Consider the following 17080-nt stretch of genomic DNA (forward strand, 5'->3'; position numbering starts at 1 on the left):
CACGCGCGCCGAGGTCGCTGGATGACGCCCCACACCACCCCCGTAAGTATCTCGACGTCAAGATACTTCAGCCGGTTGGGATAGGGTGGGATGCGACGTGAACGACAGTCGAACGACGGCCGGCAGCAGCCGCATGAAGGACAGTGACGTGACGGAATCCACCATCATCTACACCTACACCGACGAGGCGCCCGCGCTGGCGACGGCCTCCTTCCTGCCCATGGTGCAGGCGGTGACGCGCACCGCGGGTGTGGACATTGAAACCCGCGACATCTCGCTGGGCGGCCGCATCCTCGCCGCCTTTCCGCAGAACCTGACGCCCGAGCAGCAGGTCGGCGACGCCCTCGCCGAGCTCGGCGGCCTCGCCACGCTTCCCGAGGCCAACATCATCAAGCTTCCCAACATCTCCGCGTCGATCCCGCAGCTGAAAGCTGCGATCGCCGAGCTGCAGAGCCAGGGATACGACATCCCCGCCTACCCCGACGAGCCGAGCACGGTCGAGGAGAAGGACATCCGTGCCCGCTACGACCGCATCAAGGGCTCCGCGGTCAACCCGGTGCTGCGCGAGGGCAACAGCGACCGCCGCGCGCCGCTGTCGGTGAAGAGCTACGCGCGCAAGCACCCCCACCGCAACAAGCCGTTCGCCGAGGGGTCGAAGACCCGGGTGGCGACCATGGGTCACGACGACTTCCGCTCGAACGAGAAGTCGGTGCTGATCCCCGCCGACGACGTGCTGACGATCCGCCATGTCGCAGCCGACGGCACCGAGACGGTGCTCAAGGACGGCATCAAGGTACTCCCGGGCGAGATCGTGGATGCCACGTTCCTGTCTGCGAAGGCCCTCGACGCCTTCCTCGCCGAGAGCATCGAGACCGCCCGGGCCGACGACGTGCTCTACTCGGTGCACCTTAAGGCGACGATGATGAAGGTCAGCGACCCGATCATCTTCGGCCACGTCGTGAAGGCCTTCCTCCCCGACGTCTTCGCACGCCACGGCGCGGCTCTCGCCGCGGCCGGTCTCACCCCCAACGACGGTCTCGGCGCGATCCTGGCCGGACTGTCGACAGTCGACGGCGGCGACGAGATCGCGGCGGCCATTCGTGCCGACCTCGACGGCGGACCGCGCCTGTCGTACGTCAACTCCGACAAGGGCATCACCAACCTCCACGTCCCCTCCGACGTGATCGTCGACGCGTCGATGCCCGCGCTGATCCGCAACGGCGGCAAGCTCTGGGGCGCCGACGGCGGCGAAGACGACACGCTCGCCGTCATCCCCGACTCGTCCTACGCGAGCGTCTACCAGACGGTCATCGACGATTGTCTCGCGCACGGCCCGCTCGACCCGGCCACGATCGGCACCGTGCCCAACGTCGGGCTCATGGCCCAGGCGGCCGAGGAGTACGGCAGCCACGACAAGACCTTCGAGATCTCGGCTGCGGGCACCGTCCAGGTGGTCAACGCCGCCGGCGACGTGCTCATCGAGCACGAGGTGGAGGCGGGCGACATCTGGCGGGCGATGCAGACGAAGGATGTCGCGATCCGCGACTGGGTGAAGCTCGCGGTCACCCGTGCCCGCGCCACCGGTGCTCCCGCGGTGTTCTGGCTCGACCAGACCCGGGCCCACGACGCCACGCTCATCGAGAAGGTGCACACCTACCTCGCCGACCACGACACCGCCGGCCTCACGATCGAGATCCTCGCCCCCTCGGAGGCGACGCAGTACTCCCTCGACCGCCTCCGCCGCGGTGAGGACACGATCTCGGTCACCGGCAACGTGCTGCGCGACTACCTCACCGACCTCTTCCCGATCCTCGAGGTCGGCACGAGCGCCAAGATGCTGTCGATCGTGCCGCTCCTGGCCGGTGGCGGCCTGTTCGAGACCGGGGCCGGGGGATCGGCGCCCAAGCACGTGCAGCAGCTCGTCGCCGAGAACTACCTCCGCTGGGACTCGCTCGGCGAGTTCTTCGCCCTCGCCGCTTCGCTCGAGCACCTCGCCGATGTCACCGGCAACGGCAAGGCGCAGGTCCTCGCCGACACCCTGGATGCCGCGACCGGGACCTTCCTCGAGAACGACAAGTCCCCCGGCCGCGCCCTCGGGACCATCGACAACCGGGGAAGCCACTACTACCTCGCGCTGTACTGGGCGCAGGAGCTGGCTCGCCAGAGCGCCGACCCCGAGCTCGCCGCAGCCTTCGCGCCCATCGCCGAGGCTCTCGCCGAGAACGAGCAGCGCATCGTCGACGAGCTCATCGCCGTGCAGGGCTCGCCCGCCGAGATCGGCGGCTACTACCGTCCCGACCCCGAGCTGGTCGCGCAGGTGATGCGCCCCTCGGCGACCCTGAACGGAATCATCGACGGCATCGCCTGATCCGCTCGCCGACTCGCCGCGAGGGCGGGCAGCCTACAGTCGCTCGCGCAGGAACGCCGCCTGCACGAGCCACTGGTAGGACTGCCCGCCCTCGTGCTCGTTGAAGGGGTAGACCTCGATCGCCTTGTCGCCCACCGGCACGCGGTTGTACGCCGCGAACACCGTCGACGGGGGGCAGATCATGTCGTGGAGGGCGGCCGAGAACAGCGCCGGCGCCGAGATCCGGGCGGCGAAGTTCACGCCGTCCACGTATGACAGGGTGCGGAAGACCCGCTCCTCGGCGCCGCGGTGCACCCGCAGGTAGCGCACGATCTCCTGGTAGGGGTCTGCGTCGGTGAGACCCACGGCGCGTTCGAAGTGGCAGAGGAAGGGCACGTCGGGCATGACGGCGCGAAGACCTTCGACCAGCCCGCCCACGGCGATGGCGATCCCGCCCCCCTGGCTGCCGCCGGTGACGGCGACGCGTGCGGGGTCGATCTGCGGCAGCCCCCGCACGGCGTCGACGGCACGAACGCCGTCGGTGAAAAGACGCCGGTAGTAGTACGTCGCGGGGTCGTCGATGCCGCGGGTCATGAACCCGGATGCCGCGGGTCCCGACCCGTGCGGGTCGGGTGTCTCGCCGCCCGAACCCCAGCCGCTGCCCTGCCCGCGGGTGTCCATGAACAGGTGGGCATACCCCGCGTTCGCCCAGGACAGACGCTCGTGGGGGAGCCCGCGGCCGCCACCGTACCCGTTGAACTCCACGACGGCCGGGAGGGGGCCGTCGGCGCCGCGCGGCACCCACAGCCAGGCTCTGACAGGGTCGCCGGAGAACCCCGGGAACGTCACGTCGTAGGTGTCGACGAGGGTCAGCGGCGTCGCCACCGGGGTGACGACGACGTCGCCGCCCGCAGCGCGGGCGGCACCGATCGTCCCGGTCCAGAACTCGTCGAAGTCGGCCGGTTCGGCCACGGTGGGGCGATAGGTCGCCAGGTCGGCGGGGCTCAGATCGAAGCGGGGCACCGGGTCAGCGTAGCGCCCTCCCGGAGTCGATCGCCGCGGCTCAGGAGTAGACGCTGACCTCGGTGCCGGTGGCGGTCCACTCGTAGATGAAGCGTGCCGCGTCATCCCACATGTTCACGCAGCCGTGGCTCTGCGGGAAGCCGAGCGACGAGCGGAAGTTCGATGCGCCATGGAACGCGATGTCGGGAGCGAACCAGGTGATGTAGGGCACGTCCTCGGTGCAGTAGCTGTTCACCGCATCGGGGTTGTAGCAGAGCGCACCCATGTCCTGAACGCGCGTGTAGGCGAAGACGGTGAAGTTGCCGGTCGGGGTGGGCGTGGCGGCCGTCCCCGACGAGATGGTGAACGACTCCACCATGTTGCCGTTCTCGAAAAGGTAGGCACGCTGCGCGCTGAGATCGACCTCGACCGAGCGGGCCAGAGCGACCGTGGTGAAGGGTGTCTCGGTGACGCCGAGCTCGACGACACCATCGCCGGCGGCGATCTGCGATGCGGCGTCGGCCGCGAGCCCGTCGGTCGACTCCAGCGCCCGGCCGTTCACGCCGGCGACGTCCTCGCGAAGGACCGCACCGGCCTTGTTGGTGATGACGGTGGCGTTCACGGCCTCGCGGTTGACCAGGCCCGGCAGGGTGTCGATGACCGACTGGATGCCGGCCTCGTCGACCTCGATCGAGATCGTTCCGCGGTCGCCGTCGCCGAGGGTGATCCACGACGCCACGACGGCGCGGTCGAGCGGCACGGTCCGCTCTTCGCCGACGTAGAACCCCGCGGTGTCGAGCATGGCGTTCAGGCGCGAGGCGGTCGCTTCGGCGATCGTCGTGGTCGTCTCGGCCTCGACGGCCGCCAGCGACGGAGCGACCTCGACACGCTGCCGGCCTGCGAGGAACGCGTCCTGCAGGCTCTGCCGCACGGCATCGGCGTCGATGCCCTCGCCGGGAACGGCGGGCGTGACCTGGTAGGTGGCCGAAGTCGCGTCGAAGGCGACGGCCGCATCGACGGGTGAGACGGCGAGATCGGGGGCGGCGGCCTGCAGGGCCTCGGCGGCGAGCACCGGATCGAGCTGCACCTCGGCGTCGACGGGGGAGGGGAACCAGACGGTCGGGTTCCACATGGGATGCTCGGCGAAGGCGGTCTCTGCGAGGGCCTGCGCGTCGACGGTGGCGCCGAGATCGGCGCCGGTCAGTTCGGCGTCGCCACCGGGCCCGGTGAGGACGACCGTCGTCTCGGCGAGACGGGTCTCGATCGCGGCGGCGGCGGCGCCGGGGGTCATGAAGCCCACGGGTACTCCGGCCACCGCCGTGCCCGGAGCGATGAGGAAGACGGATGCCGCAACCATGCCGATCGCAGCGGCCGCGGCCGTCACACCGATCCAGAGGCCCCAGCGGCGCTTCTTGGGAGCAGGTTCTGCGGGCGCCCAGGCGTAGGTCGGGGCATCCCCGCCAGGGGTGTCGGACGTCGCCGCGTCGGTGACGTCGGCAGCCAGCGGCTGAGTGGAATCAGCAGCCTGCGGCTGCGATTCAGCGGCCCCGTCGGCATTCGGCCGGGTCACAAGGTCAGTCACGCGGTCCCCCCGACTGCGTCAGTGTCGTCGTTACATGCTAAACGACGCTGTCACCGGCGAGGGCAACGGTCTTATCACGACCCGGGGTGCGGCCCGTCAGGGCGCGCAGAGCTCCTGGAACTTCGTCACCGTCACCTGGAACGACTCGCCGATCGCGGCGGCATCCTCGATCTGGGTGAGGTCGCCGCTGGCGACGGAGTCCATCACCTCGGCGGTCTGGGTGAACATGTCCTGAAGCTCGGGCAGGAGGGCGGCGATCTCGTCGTTCGTCACCTGCGAGGCGGCGGAAGCCAGGCTGTCGGCGGCGGCGCGGGCGGCCTCGGCGACGGCGCCGGGATCTTCGGCCGAAGCCTCCTGGAACTCGGTGGTCGCCTCGGTGATGCTGTCGGAGATGAGCAGGCACGCGTCCTGCGTCGACTGACCGCCGTCGCCCGAGGTGTCGGAGGATCCTTCGTCGGTGGTGCCCTGCGAGGCCGCCGAGTCCTCCGAAGGGGAGGAGGCGGGCGAACCCGTGCACCCGGCGAGGGCCAGGACGGCGAGCAGGCTGAGGGTGCCGATGGCGGCTGTGGATCGCATGGCGACCTCCTTCGTCGACCTCCACCCTAGGTCAATGGCGTTGATCACGAATTCGTAAAGACTCCGAGCAAATACCCGTTACCCCTTGCCACGGACTTAGTTCGTAAGGTGTACTAACAAACATGACTCCGGTCGACGCATCCCGCACCTCCCTCGGCGACACCGCCTTCCCGGCGCAGAGCCTGCCGTCGCGCGGGCGCCGCCAGACCGCGAAGGTGCTGCCCGAGCAGGCGCGTCGACACAACCGTGCCCTGGTGCTGCAGACGCTCTTCCACGGCGGGGCGATGAGCCGGGCCGACCTGGCTCGGGAGACCCGGCTGACGCGCGTGACCATCTCCGACCTCGTGGCGGAATTGATCGCCGACGGATTCCTCGCCGAATTCGGCACCCGCGAGAGCGCCGGCCCCGGAAAGCCCGCGATCCTCGTCGACCTCGACCGTGCGGGTCACCGCATCGTCGGCTTGGACCTCTCCGGGAGCGAGACCTTCATCGGTGCGGTGCTCACCTTGGACGGGGAGATCGTCGCCCGGCAAGAGGTGGCGGTTCCCGAGGCGGCCGCGGATGTGGTGGACACGGCGGTGGCTCTGGCGCGGTCGCTCGTCGCCGATGCCCACGCTCCCGTCCTCGGCGTCGGGGTGGGAACCCCCGGTGTCGTCGACGAGCACGGCGTGATCCTCGCTGCGCCGAACTTCGGCTGGGTGGGTTTCGACCTGGAACGCGCACTCACCGACGCCCTGCAGCTGCCGGTCCTCGTGGCCAACGACGCCAACGCCGCCGTCCTCGCCGAGTACACCCTCGGTGGCGCCGCCGACGATGTGATGCTCATCAAGGTCGGCCGCGGTGTCGGCGCGGGACTTCTCACCGGTGGCAGCCCCCTCCGCGGCTCGCGCTTCGCCGCCGGCGAGATCGGCCACGTCACCGTCGGCACCGACGGCGGCCCGCAGTGCGCGTGCGGGAAGATCGGATGCCTCGAGGCGTGGCTCTCGGTCCCCTCGCTCGCCGCGCGTCTCGCCGCGGCATCCGACGACGCCGCCCGCGAGGGCGTGCTCCGCGACGCGGGGGAGAGGCTCGGGATCGCACTCGCTCCGGTGGTCGCCACCCTCGATCTGTCCGAGATCGTGCTCTCCGGCCCTCCCGAGCTCCTGGACGGGCCCCTCGCGGCCGCCACCCTCGACACCCTCCGCGCCCGCACCCTCGCCCCCTTCCACGAGGGGGTGCGCATCCGCATGACCTCGCACGGTCAGGACATCGTCCTGCGCGGCGCCGCCGTCATGGTGCTCTCCGGTCAGCTCGGGGTCTCCTGATGCCCTTCCACTTCCTCTCCCCGCACACCCGGTCGGTTCTCCGACCCCACCCAGAAGAAGGAACGCTATGAAGAAGACGCTCGTGAGCGCCGCCCTGCTCGGGGTCGGCGCCGTGGTGCTGGCCGGCTGCGCCGGCGGCACGGGCTCGGCAGGCTCGGACGAGGGCGCGGAGATCCGCGTGTGGCTGGTCGGCGCCGACACGCCGCAGGAGGCCCGCGACTACCTCGTCGAGACGTTCGAGGCGGATAACCCCGGCTCCACCCTCGTGATCGAGGAGCAGAGCTGGGAGGGGCTGGTCGACAAGCTCACCACCAGCCTGTCCAGCTCCGACAGCCCCGACATCGTGGAGTTCGGTAACACCCAGGCGCCCGCCTTCACCTCGGTCGGCGCCCTCCTCGACCTCAGCGACGAGTTCGAGGCCCTCGGCGGTGACGACCTGCTGCCCGGATTCGTCGAAGCCGGGTCGTACGACGGGGCGTTCTACGCGCCGCCGCTGTACTCCGGCGCCCGCGTGGTGTTCGCCGATCCGGCGCTCGTCACCGAGGCACCCGCGACACTCGACGATTACATCGCCTCGGCGACCGCCCTCGCCGAGGCGAATCCCGGAAAGTCGGGCATCTACTTCGCCGGTCAGGACTGGTACAACGCCCTTCCGTTCATCTGGGAGAACGGCGGCGAGATCGCCGTCGAATCGGACGGCGAGTGGGACGCGCAGCTGAGCTCGGACGAGTCGGTCGCGGGCCTCCTCCAGGTGCAGGAACTGATGACGACGGCGTCGACCGCGCCCAAGGACGGCGACAATGCCGAGCCGTGGACTCCCTATTGCGAGGGATCGGCGATCCAGTTCTCCGCTCCGAACTGGGCCCTGGGTCTCGCGAGCGCGTGCGAGACCGAGAACCCGCCCGCGGCGCCGCTCGTCTATGCCCTTCCCGGCATGGATGGCGGACCCGCCCAGGTCTTCGCCGGCGGTTCGAACATCGGCATCTCGGCCCGGTCTGCCAACCCCGACCTCGCCAAAGAAGCGCTGGCGATCATCCTCAGCGACGAGTTCCAGACGATCTACGGCGAAAACGGTCTGATCCCCGCGAAGAAGTCCCTCGCCTCCACCCTCGGCGACACCCCCGAGGCGGCTGCGTTCGCCGAGGCCGCGAGCAACGCCAAGCTGACCCCTGCGTCTGCGAACTGGGCCGAGGTCGAAGCATCTCGCGTTCTGGAGGACTTCTTCGTCAAGGTCGCTCAGGGCGGTGACGTCGCCGCGCTCGCGGCCGAGGTCGACACCCAGATCGAGGACATCCTCAACGGCTGATTCCTCCCTCCATCCGGGCCGGCGGTCTTGCGCCGCCGGCCCGCCCCCACGTCCCGGCTCAGAACCACCCCTGGAGACCCGCCATGTCGACGCTGCACAGCGACGTCAGCCCCGCCGTGAGCGCGATCGACGGTGAACGCCTCGTCGCCCCCGCACCGCCGCCGAGCCCCGGCAGGCGCCGAGCGCTTCGCCCCGGCACCCTCACCCCGTACGCCCTGCTCACGCCTGCGCTGATCGTCCTCGCCGCCATCACCGGATGGCCGCTCGTGCAGCTGGTCATCATGTCGTTCCAGGAGTTCGGCCGGCCGCAGGTCTTCGGCGCCCCGCCGGAATTCATCGGCCTGGCCAACTACATCGGCATCCTCAGCGATCCGCAGTTCTGGCAGGTGCTCACCCGTTCGCTGCTGTTCGCCGCGGTGTGCGTCATCGCGACGATGGTGCTCGGCATCCTCATCGCCCTCCTGATGCGACGCCTGGGCGCGGTCATCCGCACCCTCGTCTCGATCGGGCTGCTGCTGGCGTGGGCGATGCCCCCGCTGTCAGCGACGATCGTCTGGGGCTGGATCTTCGACACCCAGTACGGCGTGCTGAATCAGGTGCTCTCCCAGGTGTTCGGCCTCGAGCAGTTCGCGGGGCACTCCTGGCTGATCGAGCCGTTGAGCTTCTTCTTCGTCGCGACGATCATCATCGTGTGGGGCGCGATCCCGTTCGTCGCCTTCACCGTCTACGCGGGGCTCACCCAGGTTCACGACGAGGTGCTCGAGGCCGCGCAGCTCGACGGGGCGGGTGCGACGAAGCGGTTCTTCCTCGTCATCGTTCCCTTCATCCGCCCGATCCTCGTGGTCGTCACGATCCTCCAGGTGATCTGGGATCTGCGCGTGTTCACGCAGATCTACGCCCTCCAGTCGATCGGGGGCCTGGCGGAGCAGACGAACACCCTCGGGGTGTACATCTACCGGGTCTCGCTCGGCGCCGGCGACTTCGGCGTGGGCGGAGCCATCTCGGTGATCGTCGTGCTGCTGCTGGTGGCCCTGTCGATCTTCTACGTCCGCCGCAACCTCCGGGAGGAGTCGCTGTGACCACGCTCGCTCCCTCGCGGAACCTGACGTCTGCGCGGACCCGCCGCCGTGTCGCATCCGTCCTCGCGGCCGTCGCGGGGTTGATCGTCTTCGCGTGCTCGGTGTTCCCCGTGTACTGGATGGTCAACACCTCGCTGCAGCCCAACGGCCAGGTGCGCGGCAGCACCCTCCGCCTGTGGCCCGAGAACGCGACCCTCGAGAACTACCTCGGCGTGATCTTCGACCACGACCGCGCGCCGTTCCTCCCCGCGCTCGGCAACTCCCTCGCCGTGACCCTGCTCACCGTCGCGGTCTCGCTGGTCTTCGCCTTCCTCGCCGCGCTCGCCGTGACGCGGTTCCGGTTCCGCAGCCGCGCGGCGTTCATCGTCACGATCCTCATCATCCAGATGATCCCCGCCGAGGCGCTCATCATCTCGGTCTTCCGCCTCATCGACGGCTGGCAGCTGCTCAACACCGTCATCGGTCTCACCGCGGTCTACCTCGCGACGGTGCTGCCCTTCACGATCTGGACGCTCCGCGGCTTCGTCAACGGCGTGCCGATCGAGCTGGAGGAGGCGGCGATGATCGACGGTTTGAGCAGGTCGCAGGCGTTCTGGCGGGTGACCTTCCCCCTTCTGGCCCCCGGCCTGGTCGCCACCGGGGTCTTCGGGTTCATCCAGGCCTGGAACGAGTTCGTCTTCGCGCTCGTGCTCAACCCGCGCCCCGAGGCCATGACCCTGCCGGTGTGGCTCCGCACGTTCCTCGACCCCAACGGCGGCATCAACTGGGCCGAGCTCATGGCAGGATCGACGCTCGTGTCGATCCCGGTCGTGGTGTTCTTCCTCATCGTGCAGAGCCGGATGACGTCGGGCCTGGTCTCCGGGGCGGTGAAGGGCTGATGCGGGTCGGATTGGACGTCGGCGGCACCAAGACCGAAGCGGTGGCGCTGGATGACGAGGGGTCGGTCGTCGCACGCGTGCGCCGCCCCACGGCTTTCGGCCCCGATGGTGTCATCGCCTCGATCCTCGCCGCGGTCGAGGAGGTGAGCACGCACGCCGGCGGGCTCGCGACATCGGTCGGGATCGGGATGCCGGGACAGATCGTCCCCGGCTCGGGGGTCATCTCCCACGCGGTGAACCTCGGCGTGCGCTCCCTCGACGTCGCCGCCGTGGTCGGCGCCGATCTCGCGGTCCCCGTCGACGTCGAGAATGACGTCAAGGCCGCCGCGCTCGGCGCTGCCGTCCTCCGCCGCTCCGCGTCGCCCGGGGCCTCCGGGGCTGCGGAGTCGGGTCTTGCGTACCTGAACCTCGGCACCGGGGTGGCCGCGGGGCTCGTCATCGGCGGGGACCTCTGGCGTGGGTCGCGCGGTGCGGCCGGTGAGATCGGACACCTGAGCGTCGATCCCGCCGGACCCCGGTGTGGTTGCGGTCAACGCGGATGCATCGAGGCGCTCGCCGGCGGCCGCGCCATCGCCGAGCGGTGGGAGAGGCCCGCGGCGCTCCCCGTCGCCGACGTGTTCGACTGCGTCGACGAAGAGCGACCCGACAGCGCTGTCCGTGAGCGGGCGCGCGAGCTTCGCGACGACCTCGTGCGCGGAGTGGCCGCAGCGGTGCGGGTGCTCGTCCTCACCGCCGACGTGGACGTCGTGATGCTCGGCGGCGGGCTCACGGCCCTCGGCGACCGGCTCGTCGCGCCGGTGCGCGCGGCGCTGCGGCGGAGCGGCGAGACCTCGCCGTTCCTCCGGTCGCTGCATCTGGACGAGCGGATCGAGCTTCTTCCCACCGGATCGCCGGCCGCGGCGCTCGGTGCGGCCCTTCTCGGCGCCGAGCGGGGCGAGGAGGTGCTGACCGTTGGCTGAGATCGTCATCGTCGACAGCCCTGACGCCGCCGGCGCCCTCGTCGCCGCCGAGATCGTCCGTCTCATCGGTGAGAACCCCCGGACTGTGCTGGGACTCGCCACCGGGTCGACGCCCCTTCCCGTCTACCGGGCCCTGCGGGAGCGGACCGCCGGGATCGACCTCTCCGGCATCCGGGGCTTCGCCCTCGACGAATACGTCGGAATCGCGCCCGACCACCCCGAGAGCTACGCGTCGGTCATCCGCCGTGAGGTCGTCGAACTGCTCGGCCTCGACCCGGCGCTCGTCCACGTGCCCGACGGTGACCTGGAGCGGATCACCGTGTCGGGCGAGGAGTACGAGCGGGCGATCGACGACGCCGGCGGCGTCGACCTCCAGATCCTCGGCATCGGCACCGATGGCCACCTCGGGTTCAACGAGCCGGGGTCGTCGTTCGCATCGCGGACGCGGGTGAAGACGCTCACCGCCCAGACCCGCCGCGACAACGCCCGCTTCTTCCCGAGCCTCGACGACGTGCCGCGGCACTGCATCACGCAGGGGCTCGGCACGATCCTGCGCGCGCGACACCTCGTGCTCCTCGCCTTCGGTGAGGGCAAGGCCGCGGCGGTCGCCGGGGCCGTCGAGGGCCCGCTCACCGCCTCGCTTCCGGCGTCGGCGATCCAGCTGCATCCTCATGCCACCGTCGTCGTCGACGAGGCGGCGGCGTCTCAGCTGCGCCTGGCCGACTACTACCGCTACGCCTGGGACAACAAGCCCGACGGTCAGGGCCTGTAGTCCGCGCCCCACACGAGAGGCAGGAGCACGACGCACAGGGGAGCGAGCGGAGTCTGTGCGGCATCCTCCGTCGTGATCCACCGGGCCTCGGCGATCTCGGCCCGGGGCGCCGCGTCGGCGGGATCGATCTGAAGTCGGAACGCGTCGGCGACGACGTCGTGGCCCGGTTCGTTGGCGGCGGCGGTGCGGAAGACCCCGAGCGGATGCAGCGACGCGGCCGTGACCGAGAGGCCGAGTTCCTCCTGGAGCTCGCGCACGAGCGTCTCTGCGGGGGTCTCGCCCGGCTCGGGCTTACCGCCGGGGTTCATGAACAGCCGCGTGCCGGTCTTGCGCACGAGGAGCGCGCGGCCCGCGGCATCCGTCACCAGCCCCGCGCTGACACGGATCGACGGCGGGTTCACGCGAACACTTTGCCGGGGTTGAGGATCCCCTGGGGGTCGAAGACGCGGGCGATCTCGCGTTGGAGCCGCCACTGGTCATCGCCGAGCTCGTCGGCGAGCCAGCGGCGCTTCAGAATGCCCACACCGTGTTCGCCGGTGAGCGTGCCGCCGAGCCGCAGCGCCGCGCGGAAGAGCTCGTCGGCGGCCGCCCACACCTCGGCGGGAACCTCGCCCGGTCCCCGGTAGATGAAGTTCGGGTGGAGGTTCCCGTCGCCGGCGTGGGCGACGGTGGGGATGGTCATGTCGTACTCGCGCTCGATGCGCGCGATCTCGTCGAACATCGCCGGGAGGGCGCTGCGGGGCACCGAGACGTCTTCGATGAGCGTGGTGCCGAGGCTCTCCATCGCGGGATGCATCGACCGGCGGATCGCCAGCAGCCGCTCGCCCTCCTCCGGGTCGTGCGAGAGCGCGACCGTACCGCCCGCGGCGGCGAGGATCGCGGCGATCTGCTCGGCCTCGGCGCGTGCGGCGGCGCCGTCGGTCTGGATGGTCAGCTGCGAGGCGCCGGGCGTGGGGTGGGGGAGGTCCAGCAGCGCGTGGACGGCGGCGAGGGACGCGGCATCCATCAGCTCCATGATCGCCGGCTGGATGCCCGCCGCGGTCACCGCCGCGGAACCGCCGGCAGCGGCGCGCACGGTGGGGAAGGTCGCTGCGATCGTGCAGACCTCACCGGCGGTGAGGCGGCGGAGCTTCAGGGTGGCGCCGACGATGACGCCGAGGGTCCCCTCCGAGCCGATGAAGAGCGAGGTGAGGTCGAGGCCCGTGACGCCCTTGACGGTGCGGTGCCCGAGGGAGAGCAGGCGCCCGTCGGCGAGGACGACATCGAGGCCGAGCACCGCGTCGCGGACGACGCCGTACTTCGCGCACAGGAGGCCGCCGGCACCGGTGGCGATGTTGCCGCCCACGGTCGAGATGGCCCTGCTCGCCGGGTCGGGAGCCCACCACAGTCCGTGCGGAGCGAGGGCGGCATTCAGATCGGCGTTGAGGATGCCGGGTTCGACGACCGCGATCAGGTCGTCGCCGCGCACCTCGAGCACGCGGTCCATCCCGCGGACCGAGAGGGCGATCTCACCCGCGCCGGCGTTCGCGCCGCCGGCGAGGCCGGTGCGCGCCCCCTGGGTGACGACGGGGGTCGCGGTCTCGCTCGCGATGCGGAGGGTCGTCTGCACATCGGAGACGTCGCGCGCGTGGACGACGGCGAGGGGCGGGCCGGCAGCGGCGTGACCGGACTTGTCGGCGCGCGCCGCCTCGCGGGCGGCGTCGGAGTCATCCACGCGATCGCCCAGCGCCGCGCGGAGCGTGGCGAGCACCGCGCGGGCGTCGGCGGTCACGACGACAGCTGCCGCCGGCCGGCGAACACCCCGGCGGTGACGGCGATGACGCCGAAGACGACGCCCACCCAGACCGCGCCGAGGTCCCACCAGGCCAGGACGGCCGCGGCGTAGACGAGCAGCTCGACGAAGGCCCGCACGAACGGGTGCACCGCGAACACGGCGCGGGGCGAGACGAACAGCGCCCAGATGAGGATCGCGATCACCGGCGCGCCGATGCCGGCGACGATGTTCCAGGGGAGGGGCCAGGCGACGAAGCCCCAGAAAGCCAGCGAGACGAAGGCGAACAGCTCGCAGACGAAGGCGAGGATGTCGATTCCCGTCAGTGGTGCACGGGTGCCGGCGGGGCGCCCCTCTGTCGGCGCGTGCGGCTGCTGCGGTGCGACGTTCGGCGTCTCTGACACGCGGGCCAGTTTACCCGCCGCCTGTTGCCGCGCGTCCTGCACGCGGGGGCGCGGACGAGACCGTCAGGACTCCCCCCTGACGATCGCGCGGATGACTTCGGTCGCCAGTTTCGGCACCCGGTTCTCGTCCACGAGACCGTTGGCCTCCTGGAGCGTGTCCGTGAGCTGGGTGTAGCAGTACCCGCCCAGGACCCTGCTCGCCTGAAGCGCACCGAACACCCCGCGCAGGCGACGTTCGAACTCGTCGGGCGACTCGGCGACGGCGTATCCCCACGTCTCGATCTGTGCATCCGGCGCGTAGGTGACGCCGCCGAACTCGCTGACCACGACGGGCGCCGAAGACAGCAGCGGCGCTTCGTTCTCGGCGAGGAGAGTCATGCGGCGCCCCGCCGGCCCGATACCGGCGATCGTCGCCCTCATCGCGTCGTCATCCCGGTAGGACGCCGAGAGGGTCTCGGGGTCGTTCTGGTAGTCGTGAACGGTCAGGAGCGAGGAATCGGTGTGCTCCCATCCATCGTTCGAGATCACCGGGCGCGTGCCGTCCAGCGCCTTCGTGAGGTGGAAGAGAGCACGCACGAAGTCACGCTGACGCGGGTCGTGGGCGACCTGTTGGACGCCCCAGCTCTCGTTCACGGGCACCCAGGCGACCACGGATGGGTGCGAACGATCACGCGCGATCGCCTCCGTCCATTCCCTGCTCAATCGAGAGACGGATGTCGCCGAGAAGCGATAGGCGCTCGGCAGCTCCTCCCACACCATCAGCCCCAGTCGATCCGCCCAGTACAGGAACCGCGGGTCTTCGATCTTCTGATGGACCCGAGCGGTGGTGAAGCCGAGATCCTTGATGAGCTGCACCTCTTCGCGGAGCGCGTCGACGCTCGGAGCGGCCAGGTGGGACTGCGGCCAGTACCCCTGCGCGAGCACCGCCACGATGGGGCTCGGGCGATCGTTGAGGAGGAAGTGAGCGCCGTCGACCCCGACAGTGCGCATTCCGAAGTAGGAGGCCACCGTGTCGGTCGCACCGGCCGTTGTGCGGACCGTCACGCGGGCGTCGACGAGGCGGGGATGGTCGGGCGTCCAGAGGAGGTCCTCGTAGCCCTGTCCATTGGTCAGCGGCGGCAGGGGGAGGACGATGCGCGACCGCGGCTCGCTGACCGAGGCGCCGACTCGCGCGAGCGCCGTGCCCTCGTAGGTGAGTTCGACCTCGACGTCGACGCCGCCGGAAGGTCGGCCGCTCAGTTCGATGTCGGCGGTGACGGTGCCTGCCGCCACGTCGGTCTCCCAAGCCAGGCCCGTCAGGTACAGGGAGGGAACGGTCTCGAGCCACACCGTCTGCCAGATCCCCGTCGTCCGGTGGTACCAGATGACATGCGGGTCGGGGAGCCAATCCTGCTTGCCGCGAGGCTGCTCGAGGTCGTCGGGATCATCTTCAGCGCGCACCACGATCTCGAACGAGCCTCGCCGTGCGGCCGCGGTGGCATCGAGGGTGAACGGTGTGTGGCCCCCCTCGTGGACCCCGAGCAGACGCCCGTCGGCCCAGACCGAAGCTCGGTAATCGACAGCACCGAAGTGGATGAGAAGTCGGCCGCCCTCGTCCCATTCCGCGGCGGCGAGATCCTCTTCCGTGACACGGCGGCGGTACCACACCACCGGGTGGTGTCCGGTGTCGCCGACTCCGGACAGGGCGGATTCCGGGGGGTACGGAACCATGATCGTCCGCGCCGGCGGACGGTTCGGCTCGCTCCAGCCCTCGGTCAGGCCGACGTCGCCGTCGTCGTACTCGAACCCCCAGACTCCGTCAAGGCTGTGCCACACCGGGCGCAGGAGCTGCGGTCGCGGGTGCGTGCCGTCTTGGCGGCTCGGTCGGGAGAAGACATCTTCGGCCATGAGGTCATCATGGCCTAGGTTTCCAGCGCTGTAAAGCCGGGCGTCGAGGAGGGCGTCGTCTCTCGAACAGAGATGGCGTGCGGGACGATGCGATGGCGACCGACGCCCTTGTATCCCTCGATCCGCTCGAGCAGCAGCTCCAGCGCCGTTCGCGCCAGGGCCCGCTTGTCCGGAGCGATCGAGGTCAGAGCGGGCGAGCTGTAGCTTGCCAGATGGGTGTCGTCCCACCCGAGGACGGCGACATCGGCGGGAACGGCGCGACCGGCCGTCGCGAGGGCCTTGAGAGCGCCGATCGCGAACTTGTCGTCTCGGCAGAGCACGGCGTCGAACTCCACGCCGCGATCGATCGCGCGAAGCAGGGCGTCGCGGCTGTCCTCGATCGAGAATCCGTCGACCGGAAGGATCAGGTCGGGGCTGGGGGTGATCCCCGTGGCGATGAGTCGATCCTGATAACCGAGCAACCTCTGGCCGGTCGAGCCGGTGATGTCGTCGCGGACCGTGCCGAGGAAGGCGATCCGCCGGCGACCGGCCCCGAGCAGGAGGGCCACTCCGTCGGCGGCGGCGGCGACGTTGTCGATCATGACGTGGTCGGTGGTGACCGGCATCGCGGCCTCGCCGAGAAGGACCAGGGGGACGTCGGGCGCCAGGCGAGCGATCTCCATCGTGCCCATCTGCACGGGATGGAAGATCACCCCGTCGACCAGGCCCGCTTCGCGGTCGTGGAGGACCGCGCGCTCCGCCGAGGCGTCGCTCAGAGTCTGCTCGAAGATGACCCGATAGCCCAGCGTGGTCGCCTCCTCCGCGATCCGGCGTGAGAGCTCCGAGAAGTAGGGGTGGTCGATCTCGGGTATCGCGAGAGCGATCATGCCGGTGCGCCCGGTGGCCAGCCGGCGAGCGGTCAGGTTCGGTCGATAGCCCAGCTCGTCGATGGCCGCCTGCACGCGGGCGCGGAGTGCAGGCGCGACATGCGGGTAGTCATGGATGACGTTCGAGACCGTCTTCATGGACACCCCGGCACGTTCGGCCACATCGATCAGACGAACTCGCCGCATCGGGCCTCCCTTCGTCGCCATCCTAGGGTTCGACCTTCCGAGCGCGGTCTAGCGGAAAAATTTACAGCGCTGTACAGTGTCCCTCATCGCGGCTGTCACAGCTGGGCCGCGCGATGCGTTTTCAACGAGGAGGACTTCATGACAAGGTCACATCGACGGGG

15 protein-coding genes are annotated in these 17080 nt (G+C 70.2%); 7 read left to right on the forward strand and 8 right to left on the reverse strand.

What is annotated here, in order from left to right; genetic code table 11:
* The first annotated feature begins 148 nt into the window (after positions 1-148).
* Entirely contained in the window at positions 149-2368 is a 2220-nt protein-coding gene (locus V6S02_RS02460) for an NADP-dependent isocitrate dehydrogenase (RefSeq protein WP_336399741.1), read from the forward strand.
* 33 nt (positions 2369-2401) lie between these two features.
* On the opposite strand, the gene V6S02_RS02465 is transcribed toward V6S02_RS02460, so the two are convergent.
* From V6S02_RS02465 to V6S02_RS02475, 3 genes are all read right to left on the reverse strand, one after another.
* Positions 2402-3370 (reverse strand): acetylxylan esterase, encoded by a 969-nt coding sequence (locus V6S02_RS02465; RefSeq protein WP_336399742.1) that lies wholly within the window; start codon positions 3368-3370, stop codon positions 2402-2404.
* Between the two features lie 40 nt (positions 3371-3410).
* The gene (locus V6S02_RS02470; protein WP_336399743.1) at positions 3411-4931 is read right to left on the reverse strand and encodes a L,D-transpeptidase family protein; all 1521 of its coding nucleotides are present in this window, start codon (positions 4929-4931) and stop codon (positions 3411-3413) included.
* A gap of 96 nt (positions 4932-5027) precedes the next feature.
* Positions 5028-5507, reverse strand: a complete 480-nt coding sequence (locus V6S02_RS02475; protein ID WP_336399744.1) for a hypothetical protein — start codon at positions 5505-5507, stop codon at positions 5028-5030.
* Positions 5508-5629: 122 nt separating this feature from the next.
* Between V6S02_RS02475 and V6S02_RS02480 the strand changes: the two genes are divergently transcribed.
* The 6 genes from V6S02_RS02480 (at position 5630) to V6S02_RS02505 (ending at position 11805) form a co-directional block, all read left to right on the forward strand.
* Positions 5630-6811 (forward strand): ROK family transcriptional regulator, encoded by a 1182-nt coding sequence (locus tag V6S02_RS02480; RefSeq protein WP_336399745.1) that lies wholly within the window; start codon positions 5630-5632, stop codon positions 6809-6811.
* Between the two features lie 67 nt (positions 6812-6878).
* Complete coding sequence (locus V6S02_RS02485; RefSeq protein ID WP_336399746.1) at positions 6879-8117, forward strand: extracellular solute-binding protein; 1239 nt, start codon at positions 6879-6881, stop codon at positions 8115-8117.
* A gap of 83 nt (positions 8118-8200) precedes the next feature.
* A complete protein-coding gene (locus V6S02_RS02490) occupies positions 8201-9196 on the forward strand; it encodes a carbohydrate ABC transporter permease (RefSeq protein WP_336399747.1) in 996 nt (331 codons plus the stop codon).
* Positions 9193-10074 (forward strand): carbohydrate ABC transporter permease, encoded by an 882-nt coding sequence (locus V6S02_RS02495; protein WP_336399748.1) that lies wholly within the window; start codon positions 9193-9195, stop codon positions 10072-10074. The genes V6S02_RS02490 and V6S02_RS02495 overlap by 4 nt, the downstream gene beginning before the upstream one ends.
* The gene (locus V6S02_RS02500) at positions 10074-11033 is read left to right on the forward strand and encodes an ROK family protein (protein WP_336399749.1); all 960 of its coding nucleotides are present in this window, start codon (positions 10074-10076) and stop codon (positions 11031-11033) included. The genes V6S02_RS02495 and V6S02_RS02500 overlap by 1 nt, the downstream gene beginning before the upstream one ends.
* Complete coding sequence (locus V6S02_RS02505; RefSeq protein WP_336399750.1) at positions 11026-11805, forward strand: glucosamine-6-phosphate deaminase; 780 nt, start codon at positions 11026-11028, stop codon at positions 11803-11805. Before V6S02_RS02500 ends, V6S02_RS02505 begins: the two co-directional genes overlap by 8 nt.
* Here the strand turns inward: V6S02_RS02505 and V6S02_RS02510 are convergent.
* From V6S02_RS02510 to V6S02_RS02530, 5 genes are all read right to left on the reverse strand, one after another.
* A complete protein-coding gene (locus V6S02_RS02510) occupies positions 11793-12206 on the reverse strand; it encodes an NUDIX hydrolase (protein ID WP_336399751.1) in 414 nt (137 codons plus the stop codon). The genes V6S02_RS02505 and V6S02_RS02510 overlap by 13 nt on opposite strands.
* Entirely contained in the window at positions 12203-13576 is a 1374-nt protein-coding gene (locus V6S02_RS02515; protein ID WP_336399752.1) for an FAD-binding oxidoreductase, read from the reverse strand. The genes V6S02_RS02510 and V6S02_RS02515 overlap by 4 nt, the downstream gene beginning before the upstream one ends.
* The gene (locus tag V6S02_RS02520; RefSeq protein WP_336399753.1) at positions 13573-13980 is read right to left on the reverse strand and encodes a YrdB family protein; all 408 of its coding nucleotides are present in this window, start codon (positions 13978-13980) and stop codon (positions 13573-13575) included. Before V6S02_RS02520 ends, V6S02_RS02515 begins: the two co-directional genes overlap by 4 nt.
* Positions 13981-14043: 63 nt before the next feature.
* Positions 14044-15867, reverse strand: a complete 1824-nt coding sequence (locus tag V6S02_RS02525) for a glycoside hydrolase family 2 protein (RefSeq protein ID WP_336399754.1) — start codon at positions 15865-15867, stop codon at positions 14044-14046.
* 14 nt (positions 15868-15881) lie between these two features.
* The gene (locus V6S02_RS02530; RefSeq protein ID WP_336399755.1) at positions 15882-16919 is read right to left on the reverse strand and encodes a LacI family DNA-binding transcriptional regulator; all 1038 of its coding nucleotides are present in this window, start codon (positions 16917-16919) and stop codon (positions 15882-15884) included.
* Positions 16920-17080: the final 161 nt, after the last annotated feature.

This window comes from Microbacterium sp. CCNWLW134 (assembly GCF_037083565.1).
GTDB lineage: Bacteria > Actinomycetota > Actinomycetes > Actinomycetales > Microbacteriaceae > Microbacterium.